Genomic DNA, 22,958 nt, shown 5'->3' on the forward strand with positions numbered 1-22,958 from the left:
AGGGAAATAAGTTAAGAGAGAAATATTGGTGATGGCAGTCAGGAATAATCGTTTTCAAATTTCTAACAAATTCGCTGAGGCCATAAATGACTTTTGCCATCAACTCAGAACGTCAAGGATATTCTCCAGACGTGATTCATTCTGGTGTGCAGCCTTGCTGCTTTGCAACTCCCTCAGGACGCAGGAATTGGTGTTATATTCCCTGCAAATTTGCGTGTTGATGTGATCGCAAAAGTTGGGAGCAGATGAGTGTTATCAGTAACGCGGCATCAGAACTTCCTCTCGCTATTTCTTTTGTAGTGGATAAAAAGCCAGAGTCCATGAGCATAGAACTGTCATTAGGTTAAGTTTAAGTAATGCCCGATACTTCACTTCAGTTGATTGCTATTTCGGGTAATCGTTTTAGTTTATTGGAGGATAATAAGAACAAAACTACTTTAGCTCAGGCCCTGAATCGGGCGTTAACAGTCAATTGTAAGGAGGAGGTGGAGTAATACTGATATAGTCAGGAATATTGAATAATTTAACCTTAATATGATAATTCGATATATATTGTTTATATTGGATTGTTTCTATACCTAATAGATTTCGAGTTGCAGCGAGGCGGCAAGTGAACGAATCCCCAGGAGCATAGATAACGATGTGACTGGGGTGAGTGAAAGCAGCCAACAAAGCAGCAGCTTGAAAGATGAAGGGTATATATTGAGACGAAATAATGGAAGTGATAATTTCCATATAAGTTATTTGGTCAGGCTCACTGGCTATTATTGTTATTATCTGTTATGTGATCTAAATCGAATTTTATTGTTAATTTTTTTGATTGAAGTGGAATTTAAATCATATGTTTAATTGTAAAGTTATTGTTGGAAATGTTTTTTTGATAGAAAATAATTGAAAATTTGATAATGGCAACGTGTTTCTTGATAGTGATATTAGTCTGATTTAATTAGTTTTAGTTTCATGGTTTTTCTTTTGTATATATTGGTTTTGCTTTAAATGATTAGTGGTAATAAAGGTTAAAGAACTGTTAAAGACAGTTTTAAGTTAGACGCTGTTCTTGTTTATAATGTTTACGTTGGTGGTGTTATTTTATTGTTGTATACCCAATGGATTTCAAGATGCATCGCGACGGCAAGGGAGCGAATCCCCGGGAACATAGATAACTATGTTCCCGGGGTGAGTGAGCGCAGCCAACAAAGAGGCAACTTGAAAGATGACGGGTATAGGATAATGTCAGATATAATTGTCTTTAATCTGGGACTATATTGTTGCGGAATATATATAATAAGCGTGGAGAATGAGATTATCTTTAATTATGTAATTTGTTTTCAGTCAATTAAATTGCAGAAAATTAATCGAATTTATCTAAAAACAGGAACTCACAGTCAGGTGCAGGAGAAACTGTTGTGCAAGTTATAATGGGTAACCGCATTTCAAAAAATACCCCGTACAGTGAGTGCAAAAAGTACACTTTTTACACTCGTGGTTTTAATGATCAAGCATCCCATTAATCGGTTTCTTTTTAGTACAAAAACCTTTGTGCTAATCATAGTGCATTTATTATGTAATCAGCATGGTTTTTACACTATGAGTAGGTAACTCGTTATTTTCGGGGATTCCTCCGTTGGACCTCTAATATAGACTCATTAGACGTCCTTTTTCGGTACAACCAGTTGGGCAAGGGGGACAGGAACGCGTTTGTCTTCTTTGGTTTCCAGCCAGCCATCAATATCCAGAAGCCACCAGTCATTGATCAGCAGTTCGTAAAATCGCCGTGCGCCATCGCCATAAAACTCGTGTACGGGCAACTGCCAGCGTGCGCGCGCCAGTGCATCGGGGAAATTGAGCCGGTAATAATCCCGATGTATATGCTCGCATTCGGATTGCGGTATTTCCCGTGCATGGCCGGTAAATTGCGCGCCGTCCAGCCCTAACGGCGACGTTTCCTGCATGTCATAACGAAACAGTGAACCGCTGACCTCGGCACGGTAGCGAATATTCTCGGAATGTCTGGCGGTACTCATCGAGTACCATACCAGCCGCAAGGGCTCAAACAATGGTACATAATTGACGGTAGAAGCCCAGGGAGTGCCGTCATCATTCTGGCTAGCAAGGGTGAAAAAGCGTGCGCTGTTGAGCAAATAAAGGCTGCGTTGTGTCAGATTCATGTTATCTCCTTGGGGTAGCGATAAAGGGCGCATCGTTCAACAAACAGGAATCGAGGATTTCCCACCATAAATATTGTTCGACGCGGATTTTTTCCCATTGGGGATCTTTGCTTAGGGCTGACACGGCTCTGCGGTACTGTCCCCAGGCAGCTTCGTCGGCAAAGGTAACGTAATGTTCCAGACAATGGACTTCACTACCGATAGTGCGGACATGCCAACGGCGCTCTCCTGCCATTTCCAGTGTGCGGTAGAACCACTCATCACGTTTCTCCACCCAATGCCAAAATGCAGCCATATCCAGATGGGCTTTGAGTGTCGGTTTCAATAAATACATCAGATGCAACATAGAGTTTCCTTTAATCAAGCAATGCCCAGTCGGCGGTTAGGTGGGCACCGTATTGTTTTTGATAATGCTGATAAAAAAGGCGGTTATAGTTTTTACATTCGCTGATTGACAGAGGGGCGGTATTGTCAAATAGCAGCAATGCTGCCAACGGCTCTATTTTCGCGCCACGCAACGTCTTGGTTCTCAGGGCAGAAATGGACAGCCGGCATTCGCGGGTACCATTTTGGGCTGCGTAATCAAGAGAATGGTAGTAAGTCAGAACAAAATAACGAAAGTCGTTATCGTCTATCTGATAATTTGAGCCGTAATAGCGGGCATGAAGGGTTTCACCAAACTGGTAGAAGATCGTTATCCCTAAGATTTGATTGCCGCGTTTGGCTACAGCAGCAATGGCGGCGTCGATAACCGAGGACTTTTTTTGTCCATCGAACATGCGCCGCATCCAGTCAACGCTTTGAGGACTACCGTATTTTTTTCGGTTGTTGGTAATCAGCTCGATTGCTGGAGCTAACAGATGATCATCCAATCGGCACCATTCAACTCGGTTCCCTAAACGGGAAAAAGCGGCTAATTCCGCGTTGGCTCTGACCCGGTGGTGTGAACATAGTTGTTGTAATTGTGAATCAAGTCCTCCGGCAGGTACAAGTATAGCTGCCTCTGCTGAATGCATCAGTACACGGGCATGAGGATAATAACGAGCTGCCTCCAACGCCCGGTACAGCGGCATAAAAGGCACAATGGTAGCGTAACATCCTCGGCTCCCTGCCAACTGGGCCAGCATTTCGGCAATGATAGATAATGCTTCACCGCGCCGTGGTCCTTGCACGCAGAGAATCTCATTGTGTGTGGAACGGCGAGCCCCACCCCACAAAAATGGCTGTCGCCAGGGACCATCCAATCCGGGGAAGTAGTCAGGCAGATAGAACAGCCCTGGCTGATCTTCACCATCCCAAAGCGCACAGCCGCCCAACAACCCGGCATTGTCATACAGAGTAAAAACGTCTCCCTTACCGAGGGCGTAATCCAGTGCGGCTAGCCAGCTGTGGCTATGAAAAAAGTCATTGTCTGTGACCAGTGCATCCCACTCATGCTGGTCAATATGCTCAATGTCGGAAAATAAAGGGAGATCGGTGGATCGACAAAAATGACTTAACATGTTTTTCCCTTAATACATTCAATAATGGCCGCATGCGGCCATTGAGCGTAGAGGGAAAGATCGGATAGCAGAGTATTAGCTGGCGCATATAACGGTTTCCAGTTCACGGTCTGAAAACCGGCCAGATGTAGCGTATTTTCTAATATCTGACGCGACCAATAATATGCCCGTAGATATACATCGTAAGGTGGTTGACAGATATGAAGCAGAACAGGGCTACCGTCCGCACGCTGACTCTCTTCAATCAGACGAAGGCCAAAAGGACGATAATATTCTGGTTCCGCATTGAAATCAGGATGGATAGGCAATGTAATCAGCCGCCCGCCCGGCTTTAACACCCTGGACATGGTTTCGCACATCGCCAGCAAGCCCCCGTGATTAGTTGCATAGGGCATTACATAGACGGCAAGGATGATATCGAAATATTCATTATAATTTTCATTGATATCTGAAATATAATGAATTCCGAGCTGATCTTTTTCCTCATGTTGGCGAGCATAATTAAGCATACCTTCGGAAATATCATGACCAATAATGCATTCTGCTCCTCGCTCTCTCAACCAGCGAGACAACACGCCAGGGCCACACCCAAAATCCAGAACGTTCAAACCGGATAAGTTACCCAGTAGCCTTTCTAATGTTGGAAGTTCTAATTCTTTACGGTACGGCCAGGAGAGCGTTTTTTCATAGAGTTCAGCATAGTTATCAAATGTTGCGGAGTTGAATTTTGGGGAGTTATTTTTTTCTTTGACCGGGGAAAGGTCAGAACATTCTGTTAAAGACATATACCTTGTCCATGATGTAAAAAATGAATTAACAGGTTTACCTCTTACTACTTAATCTATTTCCCCTGCATTACGAACATGAAAGGAGAGCGCTAAAAATGCCACTCTCCCAGAGTGGTTGAATTAAATGTAAGGTTAAATCTTTCTGAAATAAACGTTTCGCATTCTGAATGCTACATTCAAGTTGGTATATAAAATCGGGTTTTCAAGGGGGAGGTTTTAAAAATTTTAGTCAATTAGAAAAGTTACCTAATCGAATTATTAGCAATGAATTAAATTGAAATCGGTATCAGTCTGAAATTTTTTTGTGACGGATGAAAGCCAGAGTCTATAAGCATAGAACCGTCATTAGGCTGGGAACGATAATGTCTGATGCTTCTTTTGAGCTGATTGCAATATCGGGTAACTATTTTAGTTTATTGGAGGATAATAAGAATAAAACTGTTTTAATTCAGGTTTTGAATAGGGTGCAGGCAATCAGTCTTGAAAGGGAGATGGCGTGATGCTAATAAATAAGGAATATTGGATAATTTAACGTTGGTGTGATAATCCGATATTTATTGTTTATACCGGATTGTTTTTGTTTTAAAACAAAATAAGAGGCTTGATAATTTCCATATAGATTATTTAGTCAAGTTTTCGCTATTGTTGATTAGGATTTAATTCAATCTGTTTTTGTTTTTTTATGAATTTTCTTTGCTATATATAAAATAGGCTTCATTGTTGTTTTCATAAATAATTAAGAACAATTAATGTAAAACTTGAAAATAGCCATATATTTCCTGTTGTTAATGTTAACTAAATAATGTCTATATATTTCTCTGATGTCTTGAAATTAAACTATACCCGTCATCTTTCAAGTTGCCTCTTTGTTGGCTGCGCTCACTCACCCCGGTCACATAGTTCTCTATGCTCCCGGGGATTCGCTCCTTTGCCGTCGCGATGCATCTTGAAATCCATAGGGTATAGATTATTGTTTTATAGCAATAATGTTTATTATTATCATAGTGTGTAATAAAGTCATTTCTAGTTTTAAATTGTTTCTTCTTGGTATTAAATATAATCACATTTATATCGACTTTATAATCTTATTATTATAAAACAATATAATGGATTTAATTTGAATTTGTATTGGTTCGTTTACGGTATTTACATTAAGGATATTATTTATTTGTTGAAAAATAGTGTGTTATGAATTACTTTTAACCCAGTCTTATATTTTCAAAAAATTGAATATATAAGGCGGTTTGTAAATGTTGAATAAGTTACATTTGTAATTGAGATATTGGTTAATTATTGAGATAAAGAATTTTTTTTATAAGTAATTATCAAGGTAAACTTTTTTTATCATTGAGGATTAATTTATTCGTTTTATCTTTATAAATTTCCTGTTTGTTTTTGAAATCATTTCAATTAGATATTAATAGGAAATAGATAAAATACAGTGGTAATTTGGTATTTATGCATAAATAAATGCAGTTAACGGTTCCATTTTAAATGATGGAATTCAATATTAGCCAATTAAAATTGTAGTCAATTAATCGAACTTATCTAAAAAAACAGGAACAAAAATGGAATGTCTTATTCCAGATCATAAAATAAATTATTTATTTCGTTATCAGGAAAATTAATGTCAAGAAATTGTTAATTGGTTGTTGTTAACCGGACTATAACATCCCTGATCTGAATATCTTGAATTGATATCAGATGTGTCCGTTTTTATTTCTTGGGGGCAAGAAGTGAGAAAGAAATATGGGTGATGGTTGTCAGAAATGACAGTTTTCAAATTTCTAACAGATTCGTTGAGGTAGTAAATGAAAGATAGCATTGCTCAAGTAGGAAGTGCTTTTAAAGCTGAACTCCTCTCTCAAACGTCAGAAAATATAACCAACGTAAATGACGCGTTACCACCGACTCAGAATGTAAAGAATATTCCCCAGACGTTTACACCCAGTGAATTATTTTGGTGTGAACGTCTTGCTGCTTTGCAACCCCTCCAATTACCTTTTGAAACCGCCGGAGAACAAACGGAACCTAGCTGGGTAATCAGTGACTGGTACTCCCCGTTGCCGAAAAACGGTGAAGAAGAGCCAGTACGAACGTTGTTGCAGGCATTCGTTATCTATCTTGCACGTCTGACTCAACAGACAGCATTCCAAATTGGTTGGTGCGTGGATGGAATAAACGATAGATCGACAGATTTGGCGCCGGTGGCGCCAATGGTCGTTGAGATGGAGTTTGATAAGCCCTGGCATGTGGTAGCGAACTGGCTGGATGGCGAGCTGGCCCGGTTGACCCGGCACCACACATTTAGTCGTGATCTCCTCTCGCGCGTTCCTTCATTATGGGTTATTCCGGCGTTGACAATCCACCAGCCGTGGCGGATTGCCGTTGCTGTCATAGAGGATGATAGACCGTGTGATCAGGCGGCGCAGGGCGAATTGCTGACGCTCCAAGTCAATGCGCAGGGCAGTTTTCGTTGGATCTACGATCAAAACCGTCTGAGTGCGGAAGTGGTCCTGCGCATGGGTGAACATTTACAGATGCTGGCAGCGTCAAAAAGGCAGGGAGAGGAAATTCCTATCTGGCAGTTGAATTTGTTATCTGAGGCTGAACGCACGTTATTACTGGAAACCTGGAACGCCACGGAAACCCCTTATCCTGACCCATTATGTATTCATCAATTATTCGAGCAACAAGTAGAACAAGCCCCGCACGCTACAGCGTTGGAATATCAAGAACAGACCCTCAGTTATGCGGAACTGAATATCCGTGTTAACCGGCTGGCTCATCAACTGATTGCGCTAGGCGTCACACCGGACCGGCGGGTAGCGATTTGTGTGGAACGTTCTCCGATGATGGTGGTGTCATTGCTGGCAGTGCTGAAAGCCGGCGGGGCTTATGTGCCGCTGGATTCAACTTATCCGCGGGAACGTCTGGCGTATATCCTGAGTGATAGCGCTCCGTCAGTGGTACTGGTTGATGAAGCTGGTCGGTCGGCGCTGGGTGAACAGGCGCTTATAGGAATGACGGTACTTGATCCGAATATCCAACTTGATCAGCCCGACAACAATCCGAAGATTCCGGCGTTGACGCCACAACATCTGGCCTATGTGATTTACACCTCCGGCTCTACCGGGCAGCCGAAAGGGGTGATGGTGGAACATCAGGCGATTTATCAACGTTATCTGGGCTTTAATGACACCTATGCTGTCACCGCGCAAGACCGGCTATTGCAATTTGCCGCGTTTGCGTTTGATGTTTCAGTGGAAGATTTTTTCTCGTCATTATGCAACGGAGCCACACTGGTTATTCGGGATGATAGTTGGCTGGCTTCGATACCAGAATTTGTTGCCTTAACCCGACAATATCGTATTACGGCGATGTCGCTGCCAACCTTATTCTGGTCTGAACTGGCCGCCAGAGATCCAGGTTTACCGCTGCCGGATTGTCTCCGTCTTATCATCATTGGGGGCGAAGCGGTGAAAAAGAGCGCCATTCAGGACTGGTTTAAGCAGTCAGGCCATCAGCCCCGGCTATTGAATGGTTATGGTCCGACGGAAAACACCGTGACGGTGACCTATAAGGACGTGTTATCCCCGGAAGATGCCCGCTCTATCGGCCGACCGGCTAAAAATGCCCGTATTTACCTGCTGGACAAATATGGCGAACTGGTACCCACAGGTTGCGTAGGTGAGATGTATATTGGCGGCGTGGGGGTGGCGCGAGGTTATCTGAACCGGCCGGCGTTGAGCGTGGAACGTTTTATATTGGACCCTTTTAGTCCGGTGTCCGGTGCGCGGATGTATCGCTCTGGGGATTTGGCCCGCTACTTACCAAATGGTGACTTAGAATTTCTGGGCCGTAACGATGAGCAGGTTAAAATTCGGGGGTTCCGAATTGAACTGGGGGAAATTGAAACCCGACTGACGGAGCACCCGGCGGTACAAGAGGCGGTAGTGTTGGCATTGGATGGCGATCAGGGCAAACGGCTGGTGGCTTATGTGGCGGCGCAAGCGAATGAGAGATTGGCTGCTGATTTGCGTGAATACTTGAGTGCTATTTTGCCTGATTATATGGTACCGGCGGCCTTTGTACGTCTGGATACCTTCCCGCAGACCCCGAGCGGCAAGCTGGATCGCCGGGCGTTGCCTGCACCGGGGGAAGACGATTTTGCCCGTCAGATTTATGAAGCCCCACAAGGGAAGGCTGAAATCACCCTGGCGGCCATCTGGCGTGAATTATTGGGTATTGAACAAATAAGCCGGCATGACAGTTTCTTTGCGTTGGGTGGTCATTCCCTACTCGGCGTGCAGATGATTGAGCGTTTGCGCCACCTAGGTTTGACACTGACGGCGCGTGATCTGTTCCAGTCGCCGGTGCTGTCAGCATTGGCTCAAACGTTAGGACAGCATCAGGCTGTAATAGTCCCGCCTAACGTCATCGTGCCGACAATCACGGCGTTGACGCCGGAGATGTTGCCGCTAATTGATTTGACTCAGGCTGACATTGACCGCATCGTCGAGCAGGCACCGGGTGGGATAACGAATATTCAGGATATCTATGCGTTGTCGCCGTTACAGGACGGTATCCTGTTCCACCACCTGTTGGAACAGGAAGGTGATCCCTATTTGGTGCTCTATCCAGTGGCTTTTGCTAACCGTTCTTTGTTGGAGCGTTATCTGGCGGCGGTACAACAGACGATTGATCGCCATGATATCTTACGGACGGCGTTTATTTGGCAAGGATTGTCAGTCCCGGCGCAGGTGGTCTTGCGTCGGGCACGATTGCCTGTGACGGAACTGACGTTAGACCCGGCTGACGGCCCAGTCATTGATCAGTTAACTCGACGTTTTGAGCCCGCTCAGTATCGTCTTGACTTGAGTCAGGCGCCGCTACTGCATTTTGTGATCGCCCAGGAAACCGATGGTCGCTGGTTTTTACTGGAATTGCAGCATCACTTGATTGGCGACCACGAAACGATGGAAGTCATGCACCGTGAAGTACGGGCCTATTTTGCCGGACAGGGGGAGTATCTGCCGGTACCGGTGCCATTCCGCAATCTGGTGGCTGAGGCCCGGTTGGGAGTGAGTCAGGCAGCGCATACCCGCTTCTTCACCGATATGTTGGCGGCAGTGGAGGAGCCAACGTTGCCGTTCGGGCTGACGGGCGTTCATCGTGATGGATCTCAGAAGACGGAATCCCACCGGATGTTGGTTCCTGAGCTAAATAACCGTCTGCGCAGTCAAGCTAGGCGTTTGGGCGTCAGTCTGGCGGCGTTGTGTCATCTGGCCTGGGCGCAGGTGTTATCGCGTACCAGCGGACAGGAAAAAGTGGTGTTTGGCACCGTCCTGTTTGGGCGCATGGCCGTGGGGGAAGGAATGGGGTTGTTTATCAATACTCTGCCGCTGCGGCTGGATATGGATGAGACTCCGGTACGGGACAGTGTGCGAGAGGCGCATCTGCGACTGGCTGAATTGTTGGAGCATGAGCATGCTCCGTTGGCGTTGGCTCAACGATGCAGTGGGGTTGACAGCGGTGTGCCGCTCTTTAGCGCCCTGTTGAACTATCGCCATAATGAGCAACCAGATCCTTTGGATGAAACAATGGCCGGGATTGAATTTCTGGGTGAACAGGAGCGAACTAACTATCCGTTTGTACTGTCAGTGGAGGACGGAGGTTCTACACTGGGGCTGACGGCTCAGGTAGTGCAACCGTTTGATCCGGAAAGCCTATGCGGTTATATGCAACAGGCGCTGGAGTGTCTGGTGGAAGCGCTGGAGCAAACCCCGGAAATGCTCGTTCGGGTATTGGACATCCTGCCGGAAGCAGAGCGTACCTTGTTGTTAGAAACCTGGAACGCCACGGAAACCGTCTATCCTGATCAGTCATGCATCCATCAGTTGTTTGAACAACAGGTGGAGAAAACCCCAATGGCGACGGCGTTGATAGCAGGAGATAAAACTCTGAGCTATACAGAACTGAATACCCGTGCTAATCGGCTGGCTCGTCAGTTAATCGAACAAGGGGTGTGTCCCGGTGATCATATTGCGCTTCTGCTAGAGCGATCGATAGAGTTGGTGGTGGCCCAATTGGCGATTCTTAAAGCCGGCGCTGTTTACGTGCCGGTTGATCCCAGCGTGCCGGATGAACGGAAAAACTGGTTGATAAATGATTGTTCCGCTCGGTTGCTGCTCACCGATACACAGACGGATATTCCGGCTAACTTGGCTGTTCCGCTGCTTCGTTTCTCGGATGAGACAGATACGAACAAAGAGAAAGATTGCCTCAATCCTGATTTACCGCATTCCAGCGCCGATTTAGCATATATCATGTACACCTCCGGTTCTACCGGTACCCCAAAAGGGGTGTTAGTACCGCATCGTGCGGTGGTCCGGTTGGTTATCAATAATGGCTATGCTGAAATCGGCCAGGATGATCGGGTTGCTTTTACGGCTAACCCGGCTTTCGATGCCAGCACATTTGAAGTCTGGGCGCCACTGCTCAATGGCGGGACATTAGTGGTTATTGATCGTGCCACGTTATTAACGCCACAGGAGTTAGTTCAGGTTTTACAGGTTAACCACATCACAGTGCTGTGGCTGACTATCGGCTTGTTTAATCGGCTGGCGGCAGAGTTATCCCCGGTTCTTCCGCAGATTAAAATCCTGATTTTCGGGGGAGACATACCCGATTTACATGTGATTGCTCAGGTTCTGGATAATCGCCCGCCACAACAACTCTTGCAGGCTTATGGGCCGAGTGAGGGAACCACGTTTACTACTATGTATCCTATCGTGGCATTAGCGCAGGGCGTGACCCGAATCCCCATTGGCCGACCGATAGCCAATACACGTATTTATCTGCTGGATGCTTACGGTCTGCCAGTACCGTCAGGTGCGATCGGTGAGATTTATGTGGGGGGAGATGGGGTTGCTTGCGGCTATCTTAATCGCCCTGACCAGACGGCTGAACGTTTCCTGACAGATCCATTTAGTGATCAACCGGATGCCCGCATGTACCGGACCGGGGATTTGGCCCGTTATCTGCCGGATGGCAATCTGGAATTCCTGGGCCGTAATGACCAACAGGTTAAAATCCGCGGTTTCCGCATTGAACCGGGAGAAATTGAGACGCGTCTGGTGGAGCATCCGGCGGTACGTGAGGCGGCTGTATTGGCGTTAGGCGATGGGCCGGACAAACGACTGGTGGCCTATGTGGCGGCGGAAGCCCATGAGGGACTGGCGATTAGTCTGCGTGATCACCTGAGTGCTATTTTACCGGATTACATGGTGCCGACAGCCTTTGTGCGTCTGGATGGGTTTCCATTGACCCCGAATGGTAAGTTGGATCGCCGGGCATTGCCGGCACCGGACAATGAGGCTTTTGCTCGTCAGGTTTACGCTGCGCCGCAAGGCGAAACGGAAATGGCGCTGGCAGCAATCTGGCGTGAATTACTGGGGATCGAACAGGTCAGCCGATATGACAGCTTTTTTGCGTTGGGTGGTCACTCGCTGCTCGCGGTGCGGATGGTTGAACGCCTGCGTCACTTGGGTTTAACGCTGGCGGTACGTGACCTGTTCCAGTCGCCAGTGTTGTTTGAATTGGCGCAAACACTGGGGCGACACCCGATTATGGTGGTGCCGCCGAATGTGATTACGTCAGCGACGACGAAAATCACCCCGGAAATGTTGCCGCTGATTGATCTGACTCAGGCTGAGATTGATTGTATCGTCGGGCAGGTGCCGGGCGGAGTGGGCAATATTCAGGATATCTATGCGTTGTCACCGTTGCAGGACGGTATTTTGTTTCACCACTTACTGGCAAATGAAGGTGATCCGTATCTGGTAGTCAGTCAGATGGCTTTTGTTGATCGGTCTTTGCTAGACCGTTATTTAGCGGCTGTGCAACAGGTGGTTGATCGCCACGATATTCTACGTACCGCTTTTATCTGGCAAGGGTTGTCGGTGCCAGCTCAGGTAGTCTGGCGTCAAGCTTCCTTATTCGTGACTGAATTGATGCTGGACCCAGTTGATGGGCCGATTAGCGATCAACTGGCCCAACGTTTTGATCCCCGTCATTCTCGTCTGGATTTGGGGCAGGCGCCGCTGTTACGTTTTGTGGTGGCGCAGGAGAGCGATGGCCGCTGGTTGTTACTGGAATTGCAACATCACCTGATTGGCGACCATACCGCAATGAAAGTGATGAACCGTGAAGTGCAGGCGTTGCTTGCCGGACAAGGTAATAGCCTGCCTGACCCAGTACCGTTCCGCAATCTGGTGGCTCAGGCCCGGCTAGGGGGGGATCAGGAAGCGCATACCCGTTTCTTTACCGAGATGTTGGCGGAGGTAGAGGAACCCACTCTGCCATTCGGGCTGACGGACGTACATCGTGATGGGTCTCAGGAAATGGCGTCTCACCGGATGCTAACGGCCAACTTGAATGACCGTCTGCGTAGCCAAGCCCGGCATTTGGGCGTCAGTCTGGCGGCGTTGTGTCATCTGGCCTGGGCGCAGGTGTTGTCCTGTACCAGTGGTCAGGAGAAGGTGGTGTTTGGCACCGTGCTGTTTGGGCGCATGGCGGCGGGAGAAGGAGCTGACAATGGTATGGGGCTGTTTATCAATACCCTGCCGCTACGGCTGGATATGGATGATACGCCGGTACGAGATAGTGTACAGGCTGTACATGCCCGGTTGGCGGGATTGTTGGAACATGAGCATGCTTCACTGGCGCTGGCTCAACGATGCAGTGGGGTTGCCAGCGGTACGCCGCTCTTTAGCGCCTTGATGAACTACCGGCATAATGATCAGTCAGATCCTTTGGATGAAATGATAGACGGGATTGAATTCTTGGGCGAGCAGGAAAGCACCAACTATCCCTTCGGGATGTCGGTGGAAGACGATGGCGCTACATTGGGATTGATCGCTCATGTGGTGCAGCCGTTTGATCCGGAAAGACTATGCAATTATATGCAGCAGGCGCTGGAGAGTTTGGTTGAAGCCCTTGAACAAACGCCAGAAACAGCGGTACGGACATTGAACATCCTGCCTGCAACGGAACGCGCGTTGTTACTGGAAACTTGGAACGTCACGGAGACTCCGTATCCAGAGGCGTTATGTATTCATCAATTATTTGAGCAACAGGTGGAGAAAACCCCGCAGGCTACAGCACTGGCGTATCAAGATCAGACGCTGAGTTATGCGGAACTGAATACCCGTGCTAACCGTCTTGCTCATCAACTGATCGCGTTCGGCGTAATACCAAATCAGCCGGTGGCGATTTGCGTGGCGCGTTCCCCGGTGATGGTGGTGGCGTTGTTGGCAGTGCTGAAAGCTGGCGGGGCCTATGTGCCGCTGGATTCAACCTACCCGGCGGAACGTCTGACGTATATCCTGAATGACACTGCCCCATCAGTGGTATTGGCTGATGCGATTGGACAGGCTGCGCTGGGTGACGAAGCGCTGGCCGGGCTGACGATATTTGACCCGAATAGCCAGCCTGACCAGCCGGACAGCAACCCGCAGGTTTTGGCGTTGACGCCGCAGCATCTGGCCTATGTGATTTACACCTCCGGCTCTACTGGGCAGCCGAAAGGGGTGATGGTGGAACATCAGGCGGTCTATCAACGTCATATGGGGGTGAATGAACACTATGCTATCACCGCGCAAGACCGGGTATTGCAATTTGCTGCTTTTGCATTCGATGTTTCAGTAGAAGAGTGTTTCTCGACGTTATGCAACGGGGCTACGCTGATTATTCGCGATGATAGCTGGCTGGCGTCGATGCCGGAATTTATTGCTTTAGCCCGGCAGAACCGTATCACGGTGATGTTTTTGCCGACCTTATTCTGGTCTGAATTGGCGGCCAGAGACGATGGATTACCGCTGCCGGATGATCTCAGACTCATCATTATTGGCAGTGAGGCGGTCAAAAGAAACGCCATTCAGGACTGGTTTAGACAAGCAGGCCACCGACCTCAGCTATTGAACGCTTATGGTCCGACGGAAAATACCGTGACGGCGACTTGTAAGGAAATATTATCTCCAGCAGATGATCGTTCTATCGGTCGGCCGATTAGGAATACTCGCGTCTACTTACTGGACAGACACGGCCAACCTGTGCCATTAGGCTGCGTAGGCGAAATGTATATTGGCGGCGTGGGGGTGGCGCGAGGTTATCTGAACCGGCTGACATTGAGCGCGGAACGTTTTCTGCCAGATTCCTTTAGTCCGATGTTCGATGCACGGATGTATCGCACTGGAGATTTAGCCCGCTTCCTGCCGAACGGTGAGTTGGAATTCTTCGGTCGTAACGACCAACAGGTGAAAATTCGTGGCTTCCGGGTTGAGTTAGGGGAAATTGAAACCCGGCTGGTGGAATACCCGGCGGTGCAAGAGGCGGCGGTGCTGGCGCTGGATGATGAACAGGGCAAACGGCTGGTTGCCTACGTGGCGGCGGAAGCGAATGAGGGGTTAGCTGCCGGTTTGCGTGAACATCTGAGTGCCGTTTTACCTGATTATATGATACCGGTGGCCTTTGTGCGGTTGGATAGCTTCCCGCAGACCCCGAATGGCAAGCTGGATCGCCGGGCGTTGCCAGCACCGGGGGAGGAAGCGTTTGCTCGTCAGGTCTATGAAGCTCCGCAAGGGAAGATAGAAACGATGCTGGCGGCTGTCTGGTGTGAATTATTGGGCGTTGAGCAGATTAGTCGGCATGACAGTTTCTTTGCATTGGGCGGTCATTCACTGCTCGCTGTGCGTATGATTGAACGATTGCGGCGTATCGGTTTGGGTGTATCGGTACAAACGCTATTCCAATATCCAACACTTCGTGTTCTGGCCCAGTCTCTGGTTCAGCATGATGAAATCCGGGTGCCTGACAACCGTATTACACCGGATACGACGATGCTGACACCGGCAATGTTGCCGCTGATTGATTTAACTCAGGCTGATATTGACCATATCGTCAAACAGGTACCGGGCGGAGTGGCGAATATTCAGGATATCTATGCCTTGTCGCCGTTGCAGGATGGTATTTTGTTCCACCATCTGTTGGAGAAGGAAGGTGATCCGTATCTGTTAATCAGCCAGATGGTTTTTGCTGATCGGGCGCTGTTGGATCGTTATTTGGCGGCGATTCAGCGAACTATTGAGCGGCACGATATTCTGCGTACCGCCTTTATCTGGCAAGGATTGTCAATGCCGGCACAAGTGGTCTGGCGTCAGGCCCCACTGTCCGTGACGGAGCTGACGTTGAACCCGGCTGACGGTCAGGTCAGTGACCAGTTAACTCAGCGTTTTGATCCCGCTCAGTATCGTCTCGACCTGAGTCAAGCCCCGTTACTGCGTTTTGTTATCGCGCAGGAAACTGATGGTCGCTGGTTGTTACTGGAATTGCATCATCACTTGATTGGTGACCATGAAACGATGGAAGTGATGCACCGCGAAGTGCAGGCGTATCTGATGGGGCAGGAGGAGAGCTTGCCGGCGCCGGTTCCTTTCCGCAATTTAGTGGCGCAGGCCCAATTGGGCGTCAGTCAGGAAGAGCACACCCGTTTCTTTACCGAGATGTTGGCGGAGGTGGATGAATCGACGTTACCATTCGGGCTGACGGAGATACATCGCGATGGTTCACAGGTGACGGAATCCCATCGGATGTTGGTTCCTGAGCTAAATGACCGTTTGCGTAGTCAGGCCCGGCGTTTGGGTGTCAGTCTGGCGGCGCTGTGTCATCTGGCTTGGGCACAGGTGTTATCCTGTACCAGTGGTCAGCAGAGTGTCGTGTTTGGTACGGTGCTGTTTGGGCGTATGCAAGCGGGGGATGGTGTTGACAATGGCATGGGGTTGTTTATCAATACTTTGCCGTTACGGCTGGATATCGATGAGACCCCAGTACGGGACAGCGTGCAAGCCGCCCATACTCGACTCGCCGGATTATTAGCGCATGAACATGCTTCATTAGCACTGGCTCAGCGTTGCAGTGGGGTTGCCAGCGGTACGCCACTCTTTAGCGCCCTGTTGAACTATCGACATAATGCCTTATCGGCAACGTCAGATGAACTTATCAGCGGTATTGAATTTCTGGGCGGACAGGAGCGAACCAACTATCCATTTGTATTGTCGGTGGAGGATTTTGGTGAATCTCTGGGGCTGACGGCTCAGGTAGTGCAACCGTTTGATCCGGAAAGCCTATGCGGTTATATGCAACAGGCGCTGGAGAGTCTGGTAGAAGCTTTGGAGCAAGCGCCGGAGACACCGATACGAGCGTTGAACATCCTGCCTGAAACGGAACGCTCGTTGTTGCTGGAAACCTGGAACGCCACGGAAACCGCCTATCCTGATGCGTTATGTATTCATCAACTGTTTGAGCGGCAGGTAGAGAAAACCCCAGAAGCGACGGCGCTGATAGCGGGAGATAAAACCTTAAGCTATACAGAACTGAATACATGTGCTAACCGGTTGGCTCATCAGCTAATCGAACAGGGGATTCGCCCGGATGACCATGTTGCGATCCTGTTAGAGCGCTCGATGGAGCTGGTGGTGGCCCAATTGGCGATTCTCAAAGCCGGCGCTGTTTACGTGCCGGTTGATCCCAGTATGCCGGATGAGCGGAAAAACTGGCTGATAAGTGATTGTTCCGCCCGGTTGTTGCTTACCGATACTCGGACTGATATTCCGGCTAACTTGACTATTCCGTTACTGCGTCTCTCGGATGAGAAAAGTGCGAACAGAGAGCAAGATCGTGTCAATCCTGATTTGCCGCGTTCCAGCACCGACTTGGCGTATATCATGTATACCTCCGGTTCTACCGGCACACCGAAAGGGGTTTTGGTGCCGCATCGTGCTATGGTCCGTCTGGTCATCAATAATGGCTATGCCAACATCGGACCGGAGGATCGAGTTGCTTTTACCGCTAATCCCGCTTTCGATGCCAGCACGTTTGAAGTGTGGGCGCCGTTGCTTAACGGTGGTGCTTTAGTGGTTATCGATCGCGCCACCTTATTGACGCCACAGGAGTTAGTACTGACTTTACAGGAGCGCCGTATCACGGTGCTGTGGCTGACTATCGGGTTGTTTAACCGGTTGGCGGCAGAGTTATCTCCGGTTTTGCCGCAAATTAAAATCCTGATTTTCGGCGGAGATATACCCGATTTACAGGTGATTGCTCAGGTTCTGGATAATCGTCCGCCACAGCAATTATTGCAGGCTTATGGTCCGAGTGAGGGAACCACCTTTACCACTATGTATCCTATCGAGGCGTTACCACCGGGAGCGACCCGAATCCCCATTGGTCGGCCGATAGCCAATACGCGGGTTTATCTGCTGGATGCTTATGGTCAGCCAGTACCGCCGGGGGTGATCGGTGAAATTTATGTCGGTGGCGATGGGGTCGCTCAAGGTTATTTCAATCGTCCTGAGTTAACCGCCGAACGTTTCCTTGTCGATCCGTTCAGTGATAGCCCGGAGGCGCGCATGTACCGCACCGGGGATTTGGCCCGCTATTTGCCGGACGGTAATCTGGAATTTCTGGGCCGTAATGACCAACAGGTTAAAATCCGAGGATTCCGAATTGAACCGGGAGAAATTGAGGCGCGTCTGGTAGAGCACCCGGCGGTGCGTGAGGCGGCGGTGTTGGCGTTAGGTGATGGGGCGGAGAAACGGCTGGCGGCCTATGTGGCGGCAGCCGAAGATGATGATCTGGTGAATAACTTGCGTGCTCACCTGAGTAAAATCTTACCTGATTATATGGTGCCGTCCGCCTTTGTGCGTCTGGAGGCGTTTCCGTTGACGTCGAATGGTAAGTTGGATCGTCGGGCGCTGCCAGCGCCAGATAGTGAAGCTGTTGCCCGTCAGGTTTACGTAGCGCCGCAAGGTGAAACGGAAATGACGCTGGCGGCGATTTGGCGTGAATTACTGGGGATTGAACAGGTTGGCCGGTATGACAGTTTCTTTGCGCTGGGCGGCCATTCACTGCTCGCTGTACGCATGATTGAACGCCTGCGTCACTTAGGGTTGACATTGGCGGCGCGTGATCTGTTCCGGTCTCCGGTGCTATCAGATTTGGCGCAGACGTTGGGACAGCATCAGGCTGTAATTGTGCCGCCGAATGTCATTACACCGGCAACTACGGTGCTGACGCCGGCGATGTTACCGCTGATTGATTTGACTCAAACTGATATTGACCGCATCGTCGGGCAAGTGCCGGGCGGGGTTGCCAATATTCAGGATATCTATGCCTTGTCGCCGTTGCAGGACGGTATTTTGTTCCACCACTTACTGGCAAGCGAAGGGGACCCGTATTTGTTAACCGGCCAGATGGTCTTTACTGAGCGGACTCTGTTGGACCGTTATCTGGCGGCGGTGCAACAGGTGATTAATAGACACGATATCCTGCGCACAGCCTTTATCTGGGAAGGGTTGTCAGTACCCGCTCAAGTGGTTTGGCGTCAGGCATCCTTGTCGGTGACTGAGCTGACGCTAAACCCGGCCGATGGACCGGTTAGCGAACAATTGACTGAACGTTTTGATCCCCGTCATCATCGTCTGGATCTGAGCGAAGCGCCGTTATTGCGCTTTGTGGCGGCACAGGAAAGGGACGGCCGTTGGATTGTCCTGCAATTGCTGCATCATCTGATTGGCGACCATACCACGCTGGACGTGATGAATAATGAAGTTCAGGCGTATCTTACCGAACAGGAGCAGAACCTACCGCCTCCAGTCTCTTTCCGTAATCTGGTGGCTGAGGCTCGGCTCGGGGTGAATCAGGCAGCGCATATCCGCTTCTTTACCGAGATGCTGGCGGAGGTGGATGAACCCACGTTGCCGTTTGGATTGACAGAGGTGCATCGTGATGGTTCACAGGTGACGGAATCGCAGCGGATGCTGGCGCCTGAGCTGAATGACCGTTTGCGTGGTCAAGCCCGGCGTCTGGGGGTGAGTCTGGCTGCTTTGTGCCATCTGGCTTGGGCACAGGTGTTGTCACATACCAGCGGGCAGGAAAAGGTGGTGTTCGGTACCGTTGTATTTGGGCGTATGGCAGTGGGGAAAGGGGTTGACAGCGGTATGGGGCTGTTTATCAATACTTTGCCGTTGCGGCTGGACATGGACGATACGTCGGTGCGTGATAGTGTACTGGCGGCGCATAATCGGTTGGCGGGGTTGTTGGAACATGAACATGCGTCACTGGCGTTGGCTCAACGTTGTAGCGGTGTACAGGATGGCATTCCACTGTTTAGCGCTCTGTTGAATTACCGACATAATGATCAGCCGGATCTTTTGGATGAAATGATGAGCGGTGTTGAATTCCTTAGCGCACAGGAATTTACCAACTATCCGTTCGCTTTATCGGTAGAAGATTTTGGGAACGCACTGGGGCTGACGGCTCAAGTTGTCCAACCGTTTGAGTCGGAACGAGTATGCGGTTATATGCAACAGGCGTTGGAGAGTCTGGTGGAGGCATTGGAACAGACCCCCGAAACGCCAGTACGGGCATTGAACATCCTGCCGGAAACGGAACGTACCTTATTGCTGGAAACTTGGAATGCGACAACGGGACTCCCATATACTAATCCGGGATGTATTCATCAGTTATTTGAACAACAGGTGGAGAACACCCCTGACGCGATAGCGTTAGTGTATGAAGAACAATCTCTCAGCTATGCGGAACTGAATGCCTGTGCTAACCGGTTAGCTCATCAACTAATTGCGCTAGGTGTAGAACCGGATCAACGGGTGGCGGTTTGCGTGGCGCGCTCTCCGGCGATGGTGGCGGGATTGTTGGCGGTGCTGAAAGCTGGCGCGGCTTATGTGCCGTTGGACCCGGATTATCCGGGCGAACGTCTGACGCATATTTTGGCCGATGTTTCACCGGTTATTTTACTGGCTGATACTGTTGGGCGTACCGCTTTGGGCGAGAACGTGCTGACCGGGTTGACAGTGCTTGATCCGAATACATTGCCTGACCTGCCAGACAGCAATCCACAGAGACCTGAATTGACCTCACGACATCTGGCGTATGTGATTTACACCTCCGGTTCGACCGGCACGCCGAAGGGGGTGATGGTTGAACATAAGCAACTGGTTAGTCAAATTACTTCGCTGAACACGAAGTGGTTGTTTAACGCATCTGACCGTCTATTACAGTTTTGCAACCCTTCTTTTGACGTTTGCGCATCAGAAATATTTTGTGCAATAACACAGGGGGCGCAATTAGTCTTGAGGACAAATCAATGGCTTCTGAGTGCGCAGGAGTTCTGGCGTCTATGTGAGTCTTATCAAATTACCTACATTGCGATACCGGCCCAATTCTGGCGGATAATATCAAATGTCAATGAAGGCGATATCTATAAAGGCTTAAGGACGATTTGTATTGGTGGGGAAGCGATATCGGATCATGAGTTACAACGTTGGTTATCGGCTCACGGTGAATACCCAGTTCTCGCTAATTGCTACGGTCCTACAGAGGCCACGATTACCACGACGACATCCTGCCTAAACGAGGGGATGGGGCAGGCTAATATCATTGGCCGTCCGCTGCCGAATACACGTGTTTACTTGCTGGATATTCAGGGGCAGCCAGTGCCGTTAGGAGCGGTGGGAGAGTTGTATATCGGGGGCGTTGGTGTAGCACGGGGTTATCTCAACCGTCCTGAACTGACGGCTGAATGCTTCCTTACCGATCCGTTTAGCGATAATCCAAATGCACGGATGTATCGAACTGGGGATTTGGTTCGTTACTTGCCGGATGGCAAGCTGGAATTCCTGGGACGTAATGATCATCAGGTGAAAATTCGGGGCTTCCGTGTTGAACCGGGTGAAATTGAGGCCCGCTTGGTAGAGCATCCTGCGGTCAGTAAATCTGTGGTGCTGGCATTGGGTGAAGGGCAGGACAAACGCTTGGTGGCTTATGTGGCGGCGCAAGCGGATGAGAAGTTAGCGAATAGCTTGCGTACCCACTTGAGCGCCATTTTACCTGACTATATGGTGCCGTCAGCCTTTGTGCGTCTGGACGCCTTTCCATTGACGCCAAACGGTAAGTTGGATCGTCATGCGTTACCGGAGCCGGACAGTGAAGCGTTTGTTCGTCAGGTTTACGAGGCGCCGCAAGGAGAAACGGAAACCGTATTAGCGGCGATTTGGTGCGAATTGTTAGGGATTGAGCAGGTTAGCCGGTATGACAATTTCTTCGCGTTGGGCGGTCACTCGCTGCTTGCTATGCGAATGATGAATCTTGCCGCTGGTCAGGGATTGATTTTTACGTTAAATACGTTGTTCCAATTTCCAGGATTGTCCGAACTGGCCGCAAAAATCACCTCAGATTTATTGTCTCAGCCGCAAAGCAGCGCTGTATTGGTGCGACCTGATGGCGCCGGATTGCCATTGTTCTTTGTTCCCAGCGGCATGGGTGATTATTCTTATGTCTTCGGGCTGGCTAATCATATTCCGTCGGGCTATCCGATTTATGCGCTGCCTTGGCCATCCATCATTGAAGAATCGATGTTAACGATGGAAGAGCAAGCTGCCAGAATGATCGCTTTGATGAAAGCTGTTCAACCGGCGGGCCCATACCGGATAAGCGGCTACTCTTCCGGTGGGATATTGGCTTATGCCATTGTTCAGCAACTTTTGAGTACTGGAGAACGAGTCAATTTCCTGGGGTTGATTGACACGCCTGCTCCTCATTATTTTGGCAAAGAGGCCATGCAATCCAAACATCATTTCTTTACTGAGCTGGCCCGGCAGTCAGGGAAGGCGTGCAAAGAAGAGATTGCGGCGCTATACCGGCGAATTGATGAATTGAATTTGGTTCAGTTTATTGCTGCGGCGCAAGAGTTGACGTTATATCCAGCAAACCTGCGTGCTGATGTGATCGCAAAACGTTGGCAGCAGATCGAACGTTATACACAAATCGTTACGGATTATGAGCCGCCAGCATTAGCAATAACGCTGCATCAGTTCTATGCGGTAGAACCTTCTCCAGCTATCTCTTTTGTGGCAGATGAAAAGCCAGAGTCTGTGAGCATAGAACCATCATTAGGTTGGGGGCGGATAATGCCCGACACTTTACTCCAGTTGATTGCTATTCCGGGTAACCATTTTAGTTTATTGGAGGATGATGAAAATAGAACCGCTTTAGCTCAGATTTTGAGTAGGGCGTTGACAACCAACTATGACGAGGAGACTTCGTAATACTGATATATTAAGGAGGTACTCAATTATTTAGTTATGGTGTGAAAATCCGGTATGTATTTATTATACCGGATTTTTTATGCATTAAAATAGAATAAGGGAAGTTATCATTTACATATAAGTTATTTTTTTAGGTTTTTTTGTTATTATTGTTGCTATTTTATATTGTGTGATCTCAAACGGATTTTATTGTTGATTTTATTTTGTTTTATTGATTGCCTTGGTATCAAAATTATATTTTTAATTGTAGTGTTATTGTTGGGAATATTTCTTGTGATAGATAATTATGAGAAGATAATAGAAGATATGATCATG

The 22,958-nt window shown here is 48.8% G+C and carries 6 protein-coding genes; 2 read left to right on the forward strand and 4 right to left on the reverse strand.

Annotation, left to right across the window (positions count from 1 at the left end; translation table 11 throughout):
- Positions 1-1,646: 1,646 nt before the first annotated feature.
- From V2H77_RS16865 to V2H77_RS16880, 4 genes are read right to left on the reverse strand one after another with little or no spacing between them, the layout of a single operon-like run.
- The gene (locus V2H77_RS16865; RefSeq protein ID WP_341499727.1) at positions 1,647-2,168 is read right to left on the reverse strand and encodes a pyridoxamine 5'-phosphate oxidase family protein; all 522 of its coding nucleotides are present in this window, start codon (positions 2,166-2,168) and stop codon (positions 1,647-1,649) included.
- 1 nt (position 2,169) lies between these two features.
- Positions 2,170-2,514 (reverse strand): hypothetical protein, encoded by a 345-nt coding sequence (locus V2H77_RS16870; RefSeq protein ID WP_341499728.1) that lies wholly within the window; start codon positions 2,512-2,514, stop codon positions 2,170-2,172.
- A 10-nt stretch (positions 2,515-2,524) separates the two neighbouring features.
- Positions 2,525-3,670 (reverse strand): hypothetical protein, encoded by a 1,146-nt coding sequence (locus V2H77_RS16875; protein ID WP_341499729.1) that lies wholly within the window; start codon positions 3,668-3,670, stop codon positions 2,525-2,527.
- Complete coding sequence (locus V2H77_RS16880) at positions 3,664-4,455, reverse strand: class I SAM-dependent DNA methyltransferase (protein ID WP_341499730.1); 792 nt, start codon at positions 4,453-4,455, stop codon at positions 3,664-3,666. Before V2H77_RS16880 ends, V2H77_RS16875 begins: the two co-directional genes overlap by 7 nt.
- 365 nt (positions 4,456-4,820) lie before the next feature.
- Here V2H77_RS16880 and V2H77_RS16885 point away from each other — a divergent pair, with 365 nt between their 5' ends.
- Together V2H77_RS16885 and V2H77_RS16890 are read left to right on the forward strand one after the other, a co-directional pair.
- Complete coding sequence (locus tag V2H77_RS16885) at positions 4,821-4,958, forward strand: hypothetical protein (RefSeq protein ID WP_341499731.1); 138 nt, start codon at positions 4,821-4,823, stop codon at positions 4,956-4,958.
- Positions 4,959-6,269: 1,311 nt separating this feature from the next.
- Entirely contained in the window at positions 6,270-22,643 is a 16,374-nt protein-coding gene (locus V2H77_RS16890) for a non-ribosomal peptide synthetase (protein WP_341499732.1), read from the forward strand.
- Positions 22,644-22,958 lie beyond the last annotated feature (315 nt).

The sequence above is a fragment of the Photorhabdus sp. P32 genome (genome assembly GCF_038085095.1).
Taxonomy (GTDB): domain Bacteria; phylum Pseudomonadota; class Gammaproteobacteria; order Enterobacterales; family Enterobacteriaceae; genus Photorhabdus; species Photorhabdus luminescens.